Raw genomic sequence first — 17,759 nt, 5'->3', positions numbered from 1 at the left:
GACAATGGGTTCAGCGGAAGCAAGGTTTGCCAGCGCCTATGCCGTGGCAAGCGGACTTCTCATGATGGAAAGCAGGATCACTCAGGAGGCGCTGGAAAGGGTCGTCACAGCCGTCGGCGCCATGCCGACGTTCGCCGATATCGATCTCAAACGCCTCACTAAGGAGCTCGAGGCCGACAACAACGTCCATGTTGGCGGTTATTCGGTCATAGACGACAAGGAATTCCGCGCGTGGATCGGTGCCAAGCGCGAAACGCTGCACTTCGCCTTCTGGGAACGCTATAGGCACTTCCTCGAGAAGCGCAAGCGCATCCCAAGGGACGTCCTGATCCAGTTGGACCGGCTGACGGACGACATCCTCGATCGTCTTCGCGACCCGGATACACCAGGAGATTGGGACCGCCGCGGCCTAGTTGTCGGCGATGTGCAGTCTGGAAAAACGTCGAATTACATCGGGCTTATATGCAAGGCGGTCGACAGCGGTTTCCCGCTCATCATAGTCCTTGCCGGTGTTCACAACAGCCTGCGTAGCCAGACGCAGCTCCGGCTTGATGAGGGGTTTCTGGGCTTCGACACAAGACTCAACCTCGTGTTCGAGCAGGAAAACCAGCGTATCGGCGCCGGCGCGATGCCTGGCGCGCCGTTCCTTGTCGCACATTCGCTGACCAGCAGCACAGAGACTGGCGACTTTCGACGAGGGACCGCGCAGGGAACGAAGATTGTTCCGGGCGGCCGTGATCCGGTCATTCTCGTAGTCAAGAAGCGAGTTTCGATCCTCACAAATCTGATCGCGTGGGTTCTCTCCGTCCGCGGCGAGAGCGACCCAGCGGTGCCTGGTGGCCGCGCCATTCGTGATATCTCGCTTCTGGTCATCGACGATGAGGCTGACAACGCGTCCGCAAATACGAACGAGTATCGAGACGAGGATGGAAACATCAACGAGGACAATGATCCGACACGGACGAATCGCCTGATCCGTCAGCTCCTAACAGCCTTTCAGAAGAGTGCCTATGTCGGATACACAGCGACCCCCTTTGCCAATGTCTTTATGCATCACGAGGCGTTCGCGAAGGATGTAGGCAAGGACTTGTTTCCCAGCAGCTTCATCATTAATATCCCGGCTCCATCGAACTATATCGGCGCGGAGAAGGTCTTCGGACTCAAGCGTCCAGGTTCAGCCGATGATGAAGCCGGCCTGCCCATAATCCGTCCGGTTTTTGATGCGGACGCCATCTTTCCGCCACGTCACAAGAAGGCGCTTCGGGTCTCCGAGCTACCGGACACGCTGCACGAAGCTGTTCTCGCCTTTATCCTTACCTGCGCCGCGCGGAGGGTCCGTGGAGATGCTGAAGTCGACAATTCCATGCTGGTCCATGTGACTCGGTTCACACTGGTACAGGAACAAGTAGCGCGGCTTCTCGATGAGGAACTCATCGACATCCGCCGACAGCTCGAATTCCCCGGGGCGGGTGGCTACGTTGAAAAGCGACTGCATGACCTCTGGGAACGAGATTTTGCCGCCAACGCGTCAGCGCTTCGCGAGGCCCTGCCCGACCATGATCTTCCGGAAGTGTCATGGGACGAGGTGAAGCGGTACTTGTTCGATGCGACGAAGCGTATCGTGGTTCGCAAGATCAACGGCTCGGCGAAGGATGCATTGGACTACCGCGAGCATCCCCGCGGCCTGTCGGTAATCGCGGTCGGCGGCGACAAGCTCTCCCGCGGCTTGACCCTCGAAGGACTGTCGGTCAGCTACTTTGTCCGGACGTCTCGCATGTACGATACGCTAATGCAGATGGGACGCTGGTTCGGCTACCGTCCCCGCTACGCGGACCTCTGCCGGCTCTACACCTCACCGGAACTTCTTAAATGGTACCGCCATATTGCCACCGCGACTGCCGAGCTCCGGGAGGAGTTTGATCTCATGTTCGCGATCGGAGGAAATCCACTGCAGTTCGGCAACCGCGTTCGGACACATCCGGATGGCCTTCTTATTACCGCCGCAAACAAGATGCGCGCTGGAACGCGCATTCGCGCCGGCTTTTCCGGCACGATATCGGAAACTGTGTCATTCGATTTGGCGAGTGCTGAGCGCAACTTCGGCACCTTTGCGGCCTTCCTTGAACGGTTGCCTCGGATCAAAGGCGCCAGTGGGCGCTATGCTTGGAAAGATGTCGAGGGTAGCGAGATAGCGACTCTGATGCGCGCGCTCGAAACGTCCCGGGACTCCTGGAAGGCGAACTCCCAAGCGATCTCGGAATATATCACTGATCGCGTCAAGAACGGAAGGCTCACGCGCTGGACAGTATCGCTCGTTGCAGCGGGACGGTCGAAGAAATCGCTGTCCATCGGGCCATATCCAGTCACGCTGATCCAACGCGACAACCGCTCCGAGGGTGACAGGTGGAAATACACCATCGGGCGCCTAGTGAGTCCGAGTGACGAAGCCACTGACCTCGACGAGTCCAAGTATTTGGCAGCCCTCGCTGCCACGACTGCTGCGTGGGAGAAGAAAACCGCTCCAAAGGGCGACAGGCCTGAGATACCGGGCGGACCGTTCATCAGGAAGCAGCGCGACTTCGAAAACGGTCTATTGCTCATCTATCCGATCGATTGGGGCACCGGGAAAGAGGTCCCGCTGATGGGCTTTGCAGTCAGTTTTCCTTTCGACGACGATGCACCTCTGATCGAATATGCGGAAAATAGCGTCAAGCAGCTCGAGGAGCTCTTCGAATGAACCCGGCTGAGATGCTCGAACTGTGGCAGGATCTTGGAAATGGCAATCGAAACGCCACTGGCATGGATCGGCGCAGGCTAAACAAGACTGCCCCGGTCGATATGTTCGCCTGCATATATTGGCCAAGCCGCGGGCCCGGTCTACTGGTTGAAGGAAATGGTGAACAGGGGCTCTTTGCAGGTCGCGTTCCTACTTGCCGCGGCGTACGGGTGACCCATGAGGTGCTCGAGACTAACTCGGGTGTACGTACCATTCTTAGAGTTATGCTCGAGGACCAGCGCCTGCTGGACATCTTCGCGGTTCTGTCGGCCGATCTCGTCAATGTGGTCGCATTGGAGCGTGGTGGGGCCTCTGCCCTACGTCGCTGCATCGATCGCCTCTGCATGTGGCAGGGACTCTTGGAGCGCGTACCCCTCGAGGGACTATCTGATGAAAGTCAGCGTGGGCTATTCGGGGAATTGATGGTGCTCGAACATCTGCAGCTTTCCGCGCTCGACCCCCTTGTGGGGGTGCTTTCGTGGGTAGGACCCGATGGCGCACACCAGGATTTCGAGATAGAGGGATTGGCGGTCGAAGTCAAGACAACGTTTACCAAGCGCCGTACTCGCCTTATGATTGCAAACGAGAAGCAGCTCGACGAGCGCACTCACCATACCCTGCTACTCGCGCATGTTCGGCTCGACGAGAGCGCAACTGAAGGTATCACGCTCCCCGATCTCGTCAGCCGCCTGCGGATTGCGCTGCAACCGGACCCAGCGGCATCACGGGAGTTTGATCTGCGACTCATGCAGTGCGGCTATCTCGACGTTCACGCGCCGCTCTATGGCGCTCATCGCTTCCGTGTCTTCGGGATGCGTATTTTCCGTGTCGACGGCGATTTTCCTCGGCTCACCGAGGCCAACCTCCCTCCGGGTGTGGGCGACATCCGCTATACGATTATAGCTGATGACCTCTCGAGCCATGAGATTACCAAGGAAACCGTGATCGAGTTGTTAAGGTCGACTCATGAATGAACTTGATGAGCTCAACGCATTTGCGCGCAGTGTCCAGCAGGACGTGATCGCGCGGGCCGACGCTGCTGATGACGGCGCTCTGCGGGCCGAGGTATTCACGGAGATCATGTTGGAATATCTGACCGAGGCCGGCGAGATCGACGATGGCATTTCCTGCTCGTTTGAGGCCCACGGAATACGCTGCAGCGGTTATTTTTTGTCGGAAGACAATGACCGACTCGATCTCTTTCTCTGCCTGCCGTACCTCGACGGAACCGCGGTCTCGACCCCGAAAAGCGAGATCAACACGGCGTTCAAGCGGCTGTCGGCATTTCTGGGAAAGGCTTTCGAAGGGGGGCACAAGAGACTGGAGGAGGCGTCGGACGGCTACGACATGGTCCGTTCGATCTGGCAGGCCCGAGCTGACCTCAGCAATGTAAGGCTATTTGTAATCACCGATTCCCTCGCAAGCATCGAACGGATCGACAATAAGACGCTCGGTGAGATCGAGGTTTCAAGCCATCTATGGGATCTGCGGCGAATTTACCGGTCGGCTTCGTCCAGTCGCGGGCGCGAGGCGATCCGCATTGACTTCACGAAGATGCACGGCAGTCCCATCCGATGCATCACGTCAACGTCTGAGGAGGGAGGATATCGCTGCCTCTTTGCAGTCCTGCCGGGTGATCTCATCGTCATGATGTACAAGCAGTTCGGGCCGAGACTGCTGGAGCGGAATGTGCGCAGCTTCCTGCAGCTCAAGGGCAAGGTCAATCAAAGTATTCGGAAGACAATTATCGAAGAACCCCAGATGTTCCTCGCATTCAACAACGGGCTCTCAGTCACTGCCTCTGGCGTCGTGATCCATGATAATGGTGACGGCACGGCCGATCTGCTCACAGCTGACGACTTTCAGATAGTGAACGGCGGCCAGACGACCGGGTCGATCTTCCGCGCGTCACGAAAGGACAAGGTGGACGCCAGCCGTCTTCACGTTCCGGTGAAGATCACCGAGATATTCTCGGACGGTGACGTGGAGCATATTGCACCGCGCATATCGCAGTCGGCGAATAACCAGAATAAGGTCAACATGACCGACTTCTCATCGAACCATCCGTTTCACAGAAGAATGGAGGAGCTGTCGCGGTTGATTTGGGCACCGCCGGCACCCGGGATGCAGCGCCAGTCGAAATGGTTCTACGAGCGCGCCCGCGGTCAATATCATGATGCCCTCGCCCAGAACCGAACTCTCATCGAACGCAAGGCCTACGAGGCAATCCAACCGCGTCGGCAGATGATCACAAAGACGGATCTAGCGAAATTTGAGCAAACATGGTCGCAGCTGCCGCATATCGTGAGCCGAGGTGGTCAGAAGTGCTACCTCCACTTCATGGACCTAGTTGAGCAGCGAGGCGCCTTCGTCCCAGACGAAGTCTATTTCAGGCGCGCCGTCGCGCGTGCTCTACTGTTCAAGGAAACCGAACGTATTGTCTCCAGGCAAAAATTCGGCGGCTATCGCGCCAACATCGTTACCTACACCCTCGCGTGGATTTCCCACCGAACCGCCAAGCGCATCGACCTCGATACGATCTGGCGTTCGCAGGGCCTGTCTTGGGCACTGTCCGCCTTCATCGAGACGTTGTGTGTCCACACTCACGAGCACATTACCACCCCGTCGGGTGGACAGAACATTACCGAATGGTGTAAGAAGGAAGTCTGTTGGGACCGATTTCGAGAGCGCGAGATAAGCATTCCGCCCCAAGTCGAAGGTGAACTTATTAGCCGAGACACGGCGCAGGTTCGTGGGGGGAGCCATGTGGTGGAAGAACAGACATCAGCTGTCGAAGCAGAGCTGATAACTCGCGTCAGCAGTATTCCCGCGGAAACATGGTTTAGCGTCGCAGCATGGGCAAAGGATACACAGACCCTGCAGTCGTGGCAGAGAAGCCTTTCTTTCAGTCTCGGAAAGCTTGCGCGAGATGGGAGGCGACCTTCTCGAAAGCAGGCCTTGCACGGCGAGGGGATAATCGCGGCGGCTCGGGCACTGGGTTTCCCAGGGTAGCGCAGTCAGCAGTCGTTGGCAAGATTCGAACGAAATTCTTTAGGACGGTCCTTTGGGCCCAACTACACAAACGCTTGAAGATCCCGAAATACTTTCTGCGTGACGTTCTCGCAATGCTTGTGAATGCGAATCGAGGTGGCTGTCGTGGTGACTTGGGCTCGCTTGGTGGGTCAGCTCGCGGACGATTAGGTCTGCATTTTTGGGATCAAAGGGCGATCTACTCGGCCGTTGTTGCCGTCTCAGGCGTAAAATCCGCAATAGCGGCGTTCGTAGTTCTGCTCCGAACTGGCGGAGAGAGAGGGATTCGAACCCTCGGTACGGTTGAAGCCGTACGCACGCTTTCCAGGCGTGTACCTTAAACCACTCGGCCATCTCTCCTGTTGAAGGAATCCCGGCCGGCAACCGGCAGGGGCGCAAAGGATAAACCAGAACGGCGTTTCCGGCAACTTTTCCGGTACCATAGCGGAAAAACGCAATCATCCAAAGAGGTATGACGGATGTTTAGCGTTCCAAAATCAAAAACCAGAAACAGGACTTTGTCATGCAAATCAAATCCCGCATCCGCACCGTCCCGCATTATCCCCATGAAGGCATCATGTTTCGGGACATCACTACGTTGCTTAAAGATCCTGTGGGATTGCGCGCCACCATTCAGGAAATTGCCAGCCGCTATAAAGACACGAAGATTGACAAGATTGCCGGTATTGAATCACGTGGCTTCATCATTGGCGCGCCCGTCGCTTACGAGCTTGGTATAGGTTTCGTGCCGGTACGTAAGAAGGGCAAGCTGCCTGCCGAAACGCGTGGGCGGGATTACCAGTTGGAATATGGCAGCGATCGCATCGAAATTCATGTGGATGCGATTCAGAAAGGGGATCGTGTGCTGCTGGTGGACGACCTCATCGCGACTGGCGGAACGGCAGAGGCCGCGGCTGCACTGATACAGGAAATGGGAGCTGAGGTTGTGGAGTGCTGTTTTGTTATTGATCTGCCGGATATCGGCGGAAGATCGCGGTTGGAGGATCAGGGGCTTAAGGTATTCGCGTTATGCGAGTTTGAGGGTGACTGATTTTCATCCGGCATATCGCTGAAGCGCCAAAGGTATTTTTTTCGTTGGGGTACCGTTGGGTTACGCTTTGCTAACCCAACCTACCGCTACCGCTCATACGAAGCAATGCGCTTTGCTTATTGAATCCTGTATTTTTATGCTTTTGTCTTAAAAACGAAAGTTGTACTGGACATAGAAGAGGTCCGGCGAAACACGCGGCGCTTGCGCCTTCAGAAAGTCGCCGGCAAACAGTTTCGAATATCCCACGAGCACGTCCTCGTGCCGGTCGACATGAATGTTGAGACGGAAGTCGATCTCATCGCCGACATAGCTGCCTGACTGGCCTGTGGCATCCCGCAAGGTGGCGGCGCCTGCGGCGTTGTACAGAAAGTCGCGTTTATTTGCGAGGTAGAACCGGTGATACTGGGCGGTAAACGTAGCCCATGGCTGGGGATGAAGATTAATCTGGGCGTTGAAGTCGTGGATATTCTGTCTGCCCACGCGGTCGATCCAGCCTAAATAATAGTTTCCGAAGGGGAAAAGCTGGTTGAAGGTGTTGCGGCTGCCATCGCTCAGGTTGTTGTCGCCCGAGGCGAAGTCATAGCGGAGCCAGAACTGGGGATTCATCGGCGCTTCCTTGAAGTGGTAGCCGGCGCCCGAGGCGACGGCGAAGGCCGAAATGTTCTGATTGGAATACTGGCCGAATTGATACATGCCTTCCAGTTCGTACAGAAACTGGTTGTAGTCGCCAGCAAGGCGGCTGCCGACCGTATGCACAATCGAATCGCCTCTCATGTTATTTCTGCCGAGAGCCAGACCCCGGTTGTCGTCCAGGCTCAGGAAATAAAAATCGGCCAGCTGCCCCTTCCTGGGCTTGTACGTTCCCCATAAGCCAAAGAATTCGCGCTTTTCATCCCAGTTATCGAATCTGCCTCTTTCCGTATTCATCGGACGTACCCAGAATGCGTCCAGATCAAATGTCGGGCTGCGCCAGAATCCTTTTACGCCCTGGAAGGTGCGCCGCGTATTGACCCAGTCAAGAGTGGAGATCAGCCTTTGCGAGCCATAGAGCAACTCCTGACGGCCTACGCGCAGATAAGCCGGGCCATCTTTGACGTTGGCGATTTTGATATCCGCAAAAAGATTCAGCATGTCGGTGTGATTGACGTCCGTGGGAAGCGGCGTCAAGCCCTGGCCGAAGGTACGCGCATCCAGAAACTCGGCAAATAAGCGAACTCGATCCTGATACCAGAAGTCCGCATGGAACCGGCTGCGGATCAAATGGTAGTTGTCGTTTGTGGTGGTTAACCGGGCGTCGGATTCCCGCGCATACCGATACCAGAAGTTGCCTCCGAAGGACAAAAGGAAGTCATCACCGAGATGGATGCGCTTGAGGGGGTCAAAAATATTCTTTTCATGCTCCGGCTTTTCCAGGTAGCGGAAATCGATGTCAAAAGCCGGCGTGGTCATCAGCGCATAGGGGGCGTAGGGGGAAACAGGCGGAGCGGGGCGCTGGTTCCCGGTTACATGATCCCCCAGTGAGTAGTAACCCGGCCCGGATGGCGCTATCGTAAACATACCCGGACGGGATGGAGCTGTTACGGGAGGAACTTTCGACCAGTCAAATCGAGTGCCGTTTTCCGGCTCCGCCGCAAAAACCTGGGGGGCGGTCCCCAGGATTCCTGCAAAAAGGCAAAATTTCAAAAAGGATTCAAGCCTGCGTATTGCAGGCGTGGCGGAAAACGTATTCGGCAGGATGGTTTTTATGCTTATGGCTTGAGAAGCCGGGCAACTGGGCAGGCTCATGGCGGGAAGGTTGCGTTTCCAGATCAAAAATTGGCCGCAACTATAGCAGAGCCAGGCAGAATTTTAAACAGCTGAACAATTGATAGCGGTTTTTATACAGGTTCCCGCGGCCTGGATATGAAAGATAGATACGATGCAATGCGCTTCGCTTATTGCACCCTGCATCGCACTATCGTGAATATGAAGATTGAATAGATGCAATGCGCATTTCTTATGCATCCTGCATTGTACGTCGATTGTACGCCGAACCATCGACCGTCGGTCCCCTACTCTGATTGCAATTTATGCTGGTTTCGATTGAGGCGCTACTCTAACGATAGAATTTTCCTTCACGTTCCGGTTGATAGACGATTTCCACTATCCGTACCTTTATCGTGCCTCCACCCGGCCTGGGCCACTCTATCTCATCCCCGGTGGCAAGGCCGAGGAGTGCACTGCCAACCGGTGCGAGAATGGAAATTTTATCTCCGGTGCCATCGACATCTTTCGGATAGACCAGGGTCAGGCAGAAGTCTTCTCCCGACGAATCGATACTGAAGCGCACGGTTGAATTCATGGTTACCACGGAAGGTGGAATCTGCTCGGGCTCGACAATTTCGGCGCGATCGAGTTCTGCCCGCAGATCCGCGCTGCCAGGGAAGGCATTGGCAGGCAGCGACTCAAGCAAGGTTTCGAGCCTGTCCAGGTCCTGAGATGTCAATACAATTTGCGGTCTGCTAGTCATTTCAGCCTCGTTTCAAGTTTGATTAAATTTACAGCAAGGGGACAGTATTGCCTGAGAGTATCGCGAGAATTTCGTGAGCCCGCGCCAGGTTCAATATGTTGCGATTGGGTTTCCCGTCGGCCGCGCTGGTTCACTCACCCGCGCTCTGTATCCAATCCCGGCACGTGGCGAGTCCCATCCGTACAGCCAATTGGGGGGGAGAATGCAATTGTACACCAAATCGTGCCCTTATTGTCCGGCTAGCCCTGAATAATGCCGGCAACCGATGACTCCGGCCAGCAGTCCTGGTCACGCCGCCGTGGCCGTTGACCCGCCTTTGTGTTGAGCGTAGAGTCAAATCAGGGAGTCGAATTCAGCACACTGTTTAAATTCCTGTTTATTTTTTGAGGAGTAATGACAATATGCAATCTCGAACCATTGTGAATCCTTCCCTGCTGGACCCGGTCAATCCGGCAGTTGACAAATATATGCGCAGCCTGGTGGGGCAAACGGATCATCCCGTCCTGGCCGAGATGGAGGCTGTCGCGGCAAAAAACAATTTTCCTATCGTTGGCCGGTTGGTGGGTATTTTTCTCGAGACACTGGCGAAGACAATCAATGCTGAACGCATATTCGAGTTTGGCAGCGGATACGGTTATTCCGCCTATTGGTTTGCAAAGGCTGTTGGCCAGGATGGACGGGTGATTTGCACCGATGGAGACCCTCTCAATAAGGAAAAGGCTGAGCAATATCTAAGGTCTACGGGTTTATCGAAAAGAGTCGATTTCCGCATAGGGATGGCGCAGGAGATATTCGCGCAGACTGAAGGGCTGTTCGACATTTGCTACAACGATGCCGACAAGGGCGATTATCCCCAGATTTGGAATATGGCAAAAGACCGGGTTCGTCCCGGCGGTCTTTATATTGCGGACAATGTGCTTTGGCATGGAAGAGTGGCGGTGGAACATTATGTCGATATTGTTCCCGGCTGGACCGAAGCGATTCTTGAGCATAATACGCTCATTTTCAATGATCCCGAATTTGACGCTTTTATCAATCCCACGCGTGATGGTGTTGTTGTAGCCCGAAAAAAAACGTAGCAACATTTCAACGTTTATCCACACTGGCTCATGCTCGCATAGATTCCGGCCAGGTGTGGGACAGATCAAAAAATACAACTTATTGTTGTTTTTCTGGATCAGGCGTGTAAAATTTAATTTCAGCAGCAGTTGTTGTAATAGCTGTGCGCTTGTAATAGCTGTACTTCATTTGACGCTCTTTCCATGACACTATGTCAAAGGGCGTCAAACCAGTACGGCGGATGTAGATGAGAAACTAGGGTTCCGGCTTCCTCTTCCTTATTGGCTGATTGGAAGTGTCTGGTCCGAGAGTTTCCGGCTTCGTCATGACGAGGCTCCACGGAGGGATAAAAACCCGGGAGATAATGTAATCAAATACATTGGCTCTTGGAATTTAACCCGCTGATAAAGGAGACTTGATCATGCACTTCTCTTCCATATTTTTCTCCTTTTTTGCAATAATCGGCCATGTTTCGGGCATCTCGGGTACATCGGATACCGCGAGGACAGAGAAACTTTCAGTCTCCCCGAATGGTGTTTTTGCCCACACGAACAGGCTCGTGAATTATACGCCGGGCGGAATGGTTACACTCTTTTCGAAAGAGGCGCCAGGCCGATGAAGGCAAACGGGAATAAGCATTCTTCTGCGACCTCCGCCGTGGCACCCGCCAAGCCCGCCACGGCCGCCACTGCCGATAAACTCCACCGCAGCATGAGCGTCTGGAACAGCTTCACCCTCGGTTTTGCCGTTGTTTCGCCGGTGGTTGGGCTCTACGCCATCATTAGCGTACAGACAGTTGTCACAGGGGGAGGCTGGTTTGCCGCGCTGGCTACCTGTCTGGTGATGCAGTTGCTGGTCGCTACTGTCTATGCGGAGCTGTCCTCGCAATTCCCGATCGCAGGCGGCGCTTACAAGTGGGCGCGTCAACTCGGCGGTGTCGCGGCGGGACAATTCGCCGGGGTCATCTACGTCAGCTCCACCATTGCAATGCTAACCACAACCGCCTACACCGGGGGCGTCTGGCTTTCCATTTTTTTTGGAGCCGAGAGCCAAACCGGGCACGCACTGGTAATATGGGGCGCGGTGTTTCTACTGCTGTGCGCCTTGCTCAACCTCGCTCACATCAATATCTTCAAGCTTGTAATCACAATGGGGGTATATGCGGAGGTGGTTGGATCGCTTGGCGTGGCGCTTCTATTGTTTTTATTCTTCCGGCAACATCCTTTTTCCGAATTATTCCAGCATCTGGGTACTGGCACGGCGCCCAGCGAGACCTCGGCATTTCTGGCAGCGCTCGCCATCGCTGGTTGGGCGTTCATCGGTTTTGACGCCTGCTCCACCATCGCTGAGGAAACGCATGAGCCAAAGCGAATGGTGCCGCGCGCCATCTTCTTTTCCTTGTGTGTAGTGGGGTCGGTGGTGCTCTTCAATTCCGCTGCGCTGACGCTGGCATTCGACCGCGATACACTGCTTGGCGCCAGCGCCACGTCGGATCCCATCACTCCTGTGATAGCAAGCAGCTTTGGGGAATGGGCCGAGAAACCCTTTTTGGGCATCGTCATGGTCGCGTTCCTTGCTTGTGGCGCATCCGTCGTGAAATATACCTCGCGTATCGTTTATTCAATGGCCCGCGAAGGCAATATGCCTGCTGTGCTAAGCCGGTTGGCGGCAGACAGGACGCCGCGCAATGCAGTTTTATGTACCGTATCGCTGGCTGGCCTGGGGTTGCTGTTCGGGCTGAACGATGGAGCGGTCGCCACGGTGATTGCCTTTGGCACGGGAGGACTCTACGCCATGTTCTCCATGACGACCGGGGTTGGGTTGTACACCCGGCTCACAGGACGCTGGAACCCGGATCTGGGCGAGTTGAAGCTGGGCGTCTGGGGGCTGGTGATCAATACGGTGGCTTTCATCTGGTCGGTATTTGAACTCGTCAATATCGCCTGGCCCCGCGCTTATGCCACCGCGCCTGATGCACCCTGGTGGCAGCTATGGGCCGTGCCCCTGGTGCTGGGCAGTATCGTGAGCATTACGGCCCTCTACATTCTGACGAATAAAATTCGAAAAAAACCTGCTTCAAAAAGCGTGGCGCCGCAGTGAATGAGCTATGCATATATCTGGACATTCGATTCAAGTGAAAAATTTATCGCAATGAGGAGAAAAAATATGAACCAACCGGATGCATATATTTGGGAACAACATATCCCTGGTGGATGCCACTGGTCTGGCATCGTGCGGCGGGGAACGACGCTGCGTTTGACGGATGTGTCGGGTGGAGCAAATGCCGCGGTGCTATTTTTCAACCAGGAAGAAAAACTGGAACGCTACAACATGGCGGATACGCTTAAATCCCAGCACACCTTCCGCCTGACCAAAGGGCATGCCTGCCACTCGGACATGGGGCGCATTTTCTGCTGCATTACGGAAGATACATCAGGCTGGAACGATACCGTCTGCGGCATGAGCGATGCCGACCTGATACGCCGGAAGTACGGAACGGGACGGTATCAGGAGCTTCGTAACGAAATGTTTCGCAGCGGGCTGGATGGAATGTTGATCGAATTGGCAAAGTGGGGTCTGGGCATGCGTGATGTGGTATCCAATATCAATTTCTTCAGCAAGGTGACCGCCAGCTCGTCAGGCGAATTGACATTTCATCCGGGCAACAGCAAAGCCGGAGATTATGTGGATTTGAGTTTCGAAATGGACACGCTGATGGTGTTATCCGCAGCGCCGCATCCACTTGATCCGGCAGAGGCTTATAAGCCCGGCGCAGTCAACATGGCGGCTTTCATGACGCCATCCTCGGCGGTTACGCAATGCACGCGCATTTCCGAGAATCTGCGCGCCCTGCAAAATACCCAGCGTTTATATGCCTGTCATGGAGGTGCCATATGAATACGAATACGAAGCGTTTTGCCGAAAGCAGGCTCGATCCTGAAGTTGCGGTGGTGGATGAGATCTGCGCCGCGGGGGAACCATGGACGAAGCTGGTCACGGAGGGACAGGTGTTCCGTATCGTCGATCTGGAGGGTAATCAGGCTGTCGATACGTTGTTCTTCAATGCATCCCATGCCTTTGAACGATATAGCGCAACCGATACCATTCGCCGGCAGAAGAGACTCTATCTGACTACCGGCAGCAAGCTGTATTCCAACTTCGGCAATGTCATGCTCACTATCATCGCGGATACATGCGGACGGCATGATACGCTGGGTGGCGCATGCGCGGCCGAGAGCAACACTGTGCGCTATGCGCTGGAGAAATTTCCGATGCACAGTTGCCGCGACAACTTCCTGCATGCGCTGACGCATGAACCGGTTTGCGAGCATCTCGGCATAAATAAGCGCGATCTTCCCAGTAACATCAATTTTTTCATGAATGTGCCGGTGTCGGAAGAGGGCGGTCTGGAGTTTGTGGATGGTGTATCCGCGCCTGGCAAGTATGTGGAGATGAAAGCTGAAATGGACGTGGTGGTGCTGATTTCGAACTGCCCGCAATTGAACAATCCATGCAACGCTTACAATCCTACACCGATCCGCCTGTTGATCTGGGATGATCCCGATGATATGACATTCGATTAGATATTTTTGAATTAGCCCTTGAATTCGCCCTGGTGTTTTCCTGAAATCATCCAGCGCAGCTCGACTCACCGCCAACAGGGAATAGATCATGTTCGAGAAAGTATTAATAGCCAATCGCGGCGCCATCGCCTGCCGCATCATCCGCACGCTGCGCCGCATGAACGTTAAAAGCGTGGCGGTCTTTACCGACGCCGATGCGCTGTCCCGGCACGTGATCGAAGCGGATGAGGCATATTGCATCGGCAGTGGCGTTGCCGCGGAAAGTTATCTGCGCGCAGACAAGATCCTGGAAGTCGCCAATCGGGCTGGTGCAAAGGCCATTCATCCCGGATACGGCTTCCTCAGCGAGCAGGCTGAATTCGCCGAGCAATGCGCGCTGGAAGGTATTTGCTTCATCGGCCCCACTCCACAGCAGATGCGTGCTTTCGGCCTGAAGCATACGGCACGCGAACTGGCATTGCAGAACGATGTGCCGCTGCTGCCCGGAACCGGCTTGCTGGAAGACGTGGAAGACGCACTCCGTCAGGCGGCGCATATTGGTTATCCCGTCATGCTGAAGAGTACGGCGGGGGGCGGCGGTATTGGAATGCGCTTGTGCTGGAATAAAGAAGAGTTGAGCGCGGCGTACGAATCGGTGAAATACCTCGCGCAAAACAATTTCAAGGACGCCGGCCTATTCCTGGAAAAATATGTCGAGAATGCGCGTCATATCGAAGTGCAAATTTTCGGCGATGGCAAGGGCGGCGTCATTGCGCTGGGCGAACGCGATTGTTCCATGCAGCGGCGCAACCAGAAGGTGATCGAGGAAACACCCGCGGCCCACCTGCCCCCCCATTTACGCCAGGCTCTGCTGGAGGCCGCAGTACGTCTGGGCAAAGCCGTCGCCTATCAGTGCGCTGGTACCGTGGAATACATCTTCGACGCATCCACTGGCGAATTCTATTTTCTTGAGGTGAATACGCGCCTGCAGGTCGAGCACGGCGTGACTGAAGAGGTGACCGGTATCGACCTGGTGGAATGGATGGTACGGCAAATCGCTGGAGACCTGCCGCCACTGGATTCGTTCGACATACAGCCGAGCGGTGCATCGATTCAGGTTCGCGTGTACGCGGAGAATCCGGCCAGGGATTTTCAACCGTCGTGCGGCACGCTCACCGCAGCCGAGTTTCCGCCGCCATCTGCGGCAAGAGTCGAAACCTGGGTGGAACGAGGCGTCGAGATCTCTCCGTTCTATGATCCCATGCTGGCAAAAATTATCGTGCATGCGGCCGACCGGGAGCAGGCCATTGCCAAGCTCCTGGCTGCGTTGGATGCAACCGCATTGCAGGGAGTCGAAACCAATTCAGGCTATCTCGAACAGATTCTGGACGGCGAGATGTTTCGCAGTGGCTGCCATACAACGAGCTTCCTGAATGGCTTTCATTACATTGCCCACACTATCGACGTCATCAGTCCCGGTGTGCAGACCACGGTGCAGGACTATCCGGGGCGGACCGGCTACTGGAGTGTTGGCGTGCCGCCATCCGGCCCGATGGATAGCCTGGCGTTCCGGCTGGCCAATCGTCTGGTTAACAATACCGAAGATAAGGCCGGGCTCGAAATCACCCTCGCCGGCCCGACCCTGCGTTTCAACTGCGACAGCGTAATCGCAATAGGCGGCGCGCCCATGGAGGTGCGGCTGGACGGCGAGCCTCTGGCGTATTGGCAATCGCATCCAGTCAAGGCTGGCTCGTTATTGCAGTTCGGTAAACTCGTGGATCATGGCTGCCGCGCTTATCTGGCGGTTCAAGGCGGTTTTCAGGTTCCGGATTATCTGGGCAGCAAATCCACTTTTACTCTCGGCCAGTTCGGCGGACACGCCGGGCGCACTCTTGTAACCGGCGATGTATTGCATATCGTGGATGCCAAAGAGAGCAAAAAGGTCCGGGGCGCCCGTGCCCAGCGCACGCTGGCGGAGGAACTGATTCCCTATTACAGCGATAAATGGGAAATTGGCGTGCTGTATGGTCCGCACGGTGCGCCGGATTTTTTTACCGAAGACGATATTCAAACGCTTTTCGCGGTTGACTGGAAAGTGCATTACAACTCAAGCCGCAGCGGTGTGCGTCTCATTGGCCCCAAACCGCACTGGGCGCGCAGCGACGGCGGCGAAGCGGGGTTGCATCCCTCCAACATTCACGACAATGCGTATGCGCTGGGCACGGTGGATTTTACCGGTGACATGCCGGTAATACTGGGCCCGGATGGCCCCAGCTTGGGGGGGTTCGTTTGTCCCGTCACCATCGTTCAGGCCGAATTATGGAAAATGGGGCAACTTAAACCGGGCGATAGCGTACGTTTTTGTCGGCTGTCGATGGATCACGCACTTGCCCTGGAAAAATTGCAGGATGCAACGCTAAAGCATCTTCGGGTTCCAGAAGTGATCCCGCCAGTGCCTGAGTCAGTGAGATCCGCAGCGGCAACACCAGTTCTCCACTTCATTCCGCAAAGCGCTCGCCAGGTTCAGGTGGTATACCGCCAGGCGGGCGATAAAAATCTGCTGGTCGAGTATGGCCCGCTGGAACTCGATCTCAATTTACGCTTTCGTGCGCACGCGCTCATGGAATGGCTCATGGAACGGTCGGGGAGCGCCGCTGATAGAGGCCGGCTCAAAGGTATTCTCGATCTGACGCCAGGCATCCGCACTTTGCAAATCCATTTCGATTCACGCGTGCTTTCGCGCGACAAGCTGCTGGATGTTCTGATCGCTGCGGAAAAGAAGCTGCCGGACATCGAGCAAATGGAGGTTCCCACTCGCGTCGTATATCTCCCGTTGTCGTGGGACGACGGCGCAACGCGGTTGGCAATCGAGAAATACATGCAGTCCGTGCGCAGTGATGCGCCCTGGTGCCCGAGCAATATCGAGTTTATCCGCAGGATCAATGGATTGACGAAGACCGAGGAGGTACAGAATATCCTGTTCGAGGCGAGCTATCTGGTGATGGGGCTAGGCGATGTATATTTGGGTGCTCCCGTGGCAACGCCGGTGGATCCTCGTCATCGCCTCGTCACCACCAAGTACAACCCGGCGCGCACGTGGACGCCTGAAAATGCTGTAGGCATAGGCGGGGCTTACCTGTGTATATATGGCATGGAAGGTCCGGGCGGTTATCAGTTTGTCGGCCGCACTGTACAAATGTGGAATCGCTATCGCCAGACGGCCGATTTCAAGGAAGGCAAGCCATGGCTACTGCGTTTCTTCGATCAAATTCGTTTTTATCCGGTTAGCGAGAGCGAATTGCTCAAGCTGCGCAGGGATTTTATAACCGGGCACTTCAAACTGCGGATCGAGGAAACTACGTTCAGTTTGAAACAGTACAACGTGTTCCTGCAACAGAACTGGGTGGAAATAAGTGCCTTTAAAGCCAGGCAGCAAGCCGCCTTTGAAGCCGAGCGCGAACGCTGGAAAGTTGAGGGTAGGGCAGAGTACGTGAGCGAAGCCACGCTTGAGGAAGCAGATACGCAAAGCGAGCTGGATCTGCCGGAAGGCGCACAAGCCATAAGCGCACACGTAACCGGTACAGTATGGAAGCTTCTGGTAGAGGAAGGGCAGCGCATCGAAATGGGCAACCCGGTTGTGGTAGTCGAATCCATGAAAATGGAATTCGCCGTGGAGGCGCCCATCAGTGGCACGGTGCGGAAGCTATTTTGCAAGCAAGGCGGACACGTGGCCGCGGGTCAGATGTTGCTTATCGTTCAGGAAGAGTGAAT

Annotated in this window: 11 protein-coding genes, 1 tRNA gene and 1 riboswitch; of the genes, 9 read left to right on the top strand and 3 right to left on the bottom strand. The window is 55.4% G+C overall.

All coding sequences use genetic code 11. The features are described 5' to 3' along the window. The first annotated feature begins 4 nt into the window (after nucleotides 1-4). Genes BMX66_RS09445 through BMX66_RS09435 form a run of 3 tightly spaced genes read left to right on the top strand, consistent with a single transcriptional unit; the run spans nucleotide 5 to nucleotide 5,788 of the window. The gene (locus BMX66_RS09445; protein ID WP_158593401.1) at nucleotides 5-2,737 is read left to right on the top strand and encodes a Z1 domain-containing protein; all 2,733 of its coding nucleotides are present in this window, start codon (nucleotides 5-7) and stop codon (nucleotides 2,735-2,737) included. After that, nucleotides 2,734-3,750, top strand: a complete 1,017-nt coding sequence (locus BMX66_RS09440; protein WP_090881496.1) for a PD-(D/E)XK motif protein — start codon at nucleotides 2,734-2,736, stop codon at nucleotides 3,748-3,750. Before BMX66_RS09445 ends, BMX66_RS09440 begins: the two co-directional genes overlap by 4 nt. Further along, the gene (locus BMX66_RS09435) at nucleotides 3,743-5,788 is read left to right on the top strand and encodes an AIPR family protein (protein WP_090881494.1); all 2,046 of its coding nucleotides are present in this window, start codon (nucleotides 3,743-3,745) and stop codon (nucleotides 5,786-5,788) included. The genes BMX66_RS09440 and BMX66_RS09435 overlap by 8 nt, the downstream gene beginning before the upstream one ends. 286 nt (nucleotides 5,789-6,074) lie before the next feature. Here the strand turns inward: BMX66_RS09435 and BMX66_RS09430 are convergent. Further along, nucleotides 6,075-6,166, bottom strand: a tRNA-Ser gene (locus BMX66_RS09430). Nucleotides 6,167-6,329: 163 nt separating this feature from the next. Between BMX66_RS09430 and BMX66_RS09425 the strand changes: the two genes are divergently transcribed. Further along, nucleotides 6,330-6,857, top strand: coding sequence for an adenine phosphoribosyltransferase (locus BMX66_RS09425; RefSeq protein ID WP_090881492.1), 528 nt, complete (start codon nucleotides 6,330-6,332; stop codon nucleotides 6,855-6,857). A gap of 147 nt (nucleotides 6,858-7,004) precedes the next feature. Here BMX66_RS09425 and BMX66_RS09420 read toward each other — a convergent pair whose 3' ends face one another. Further along, nucleotides 7,005-8,642 carry an alginate export family protein gene (locus BMX66_RS09420; protein WP_090881490.1) on the bottom strand — a complete coding sequence of 546 codons (1,638 nt, stop codon included), beginning with the start codon at nucleotides 8,640-8,642 and terminating at the stop codon, nucleotides 7,005-7,007. A 310-nt stretch (nucleotides 8,643-8,952) separates the two neighbouring features. Further along, nucleotides 8,953-9,366 (bottom strand): nucleoside diphosphate kinase regulator, encoded by a 414-nt coding sequence (gene rnk, locus BMX66_RS09415; protein WP_090881489.1) that lies wholly within the window; start codon nucleotides 9,364-9,366, stop codon nucleotides 8,953-8,955. A gap of 401 nt (nucleotides 9,367-9,767) precedes the next feature. On the opposite strand from rnk, the gene BMX66_RS09410 reads away from it, so the two are divergent. The 5 genes from BMX66_RS09410 to uca all read left to right on the top strand — a co-directional run bounded on the left by BMX66_RS09410 (nucleotide 9,768) and on the right by uca (nucleotide 17,757). Next, complete coding sequence (locus BMX66_RS09410; protein WP_090881487.1) at nucleotides 9,768-10,445, top strand: O-methyltransferase; 678 nt, start codon at nucleotides 9,768-9,770, stop codon at nucleotides 10,443-10,445. Between the two features lie 224 nt (nucleotides 10,446-10,669). Next, a riboswitch (guanidine-I (ykkC/yxkD leader) is annotated at nucleotides 10,670-10,788 on the top strand. A 252-nt stretch (nucleotides 10,789-11,040) separates the two neighbouring features. Continuing rightward, a complete protein-coding gene (locus tag BMX66_RS09405) occupies nucleotides 11,041-12,525 on the top strand; it encodes an APC family permease (RefSeq protein WP_255398891.1) in 1,485 nt (494 codons plus the stop codon). 66 nt (nucleotides 12,526-12,591) lie between these two features. Continuing rightward, nucleotides 12,592-13,323 (top strand): urea amidolyase associated protein UAAP1, encoded by a 732-nt coding sequence (locus BMX66_RS09400; protein WP_090881693.1) that lies wholly within the window; start codon nucleotides 12,592-12,594, stop codon nucleotides 13,321-13,323. After that, nucleotides 13,320-14,009 (top strand): urea amidolyase associated protein UAAP2, encoded by a 690-nt coding sequence (locus tag BMX66_RS09395; RefSeq protein WP_090881485.1) that lies wholly within the window; start codon nucleotides 13,320-13,322, stop codon nucleotides 14,007-14,009. Before BMX66_RS09400 ends, BMX66_RS09395 begins: the two co-directional genes overlap by 4 nt. 88 nt (nucleotides 14,010-14,097) lie before the next feature. Next, entirely contained in the window at nucleotides 14,098-17,757 is a 3,660-nt protein-coding gene (gene uca, locus BMX66_RS09390; protein WP_090881482.1) for an urea carboxylase, read from the top strand. The last annotated feature ends 2 nt before the right edge of the window (nucleotides 17,758-17,759 follow it).

It is taken from the genome of Nitrosovibrio sp. Nv6 (assembly GCF_900110495.1).
GTDB lineage: Bacteria > Pseudomonadota > Gammaproteobacteria > Burkholderiales > Nitrosomonadaceae > Nitrosospira.
This window is presented reverse-complemented; position numbering and strand designations above follow the sequence as displayed.

Coding starts and splice junctions, on each gene's coding strand:
- BMX66_RS09410 (WP_090881487.1), top strand. CDS start 9,768: ATGCAATCTCGAACCATTGTGAATCCTTCCCTGCTGGACCCGGTCAAT.
- BMX66_RS09440 (WP_090881496.1), top strand. CDS start 2,734: ATGAACCCGGCTGAGATGCTCGAACTGTGGCAGGATCTTGGAAATGGC.
- BMX66_RS09435 (WP_090881494.1), top strand. CDS start 3,743: ATGAATGAACTTGATGAGCTCAACGCATTTGCGCGCAGTGTCCAGCAG.
- BMX66_RS09425 (WP_090881492.1), top strand. CDS start 6,330: ATGCAAATCAAATCCCGCATCCGCACCGTCCCGCATTATCCCCATGAA.
- BMX66_RS09420 (WP_090881490.1), bottom strand. CDS start 8,642: ATGAGCCTGCCCAGTTGCCCGGCTTCTCAAGCCATAAGCATAAAAACC.
- BMX66_RS09400 (WP_090881693.1), top strand. CDS start 12,592: ATGAACCAACCGGATGCATATATTTGGGAACAACATATCCCTGGTGGA.
- BMX66_RS09405 (WP_255398891.1), top strand. CDS start 11,041: ATGAAGGCAAACGGGAATAAGCATTCTTCTGCGACCTCCGCCGTGGCA.
- uca (WP_090881482.1), top strand. CDS start 14,098: ATGTTCGAGAAAGTATTAATAGCCAATCGCGGCGCCATCGCCTGCCGC.
- BMX66_RS09445 (WP_158593401.1), top strand. CDS start 5: ATGGGTTCAGCGGAAGCAAGGTTTGCCAGCGCCTATGCCGTGGCAAGC.
- BMX66_RS09395 (WP_090881485.1), top strand. CDS start 13,320: ATGAATACGAATACGAAGCGTTTTGCCGAAAGCAGGCTCGATCCTGAA.
- rnk (WP_090881489.1), bottom strand. CDS start 9,366: ATGACTAGCAGACCGCAAATTGTATTGACATCTCAGGACCTGGACAGG.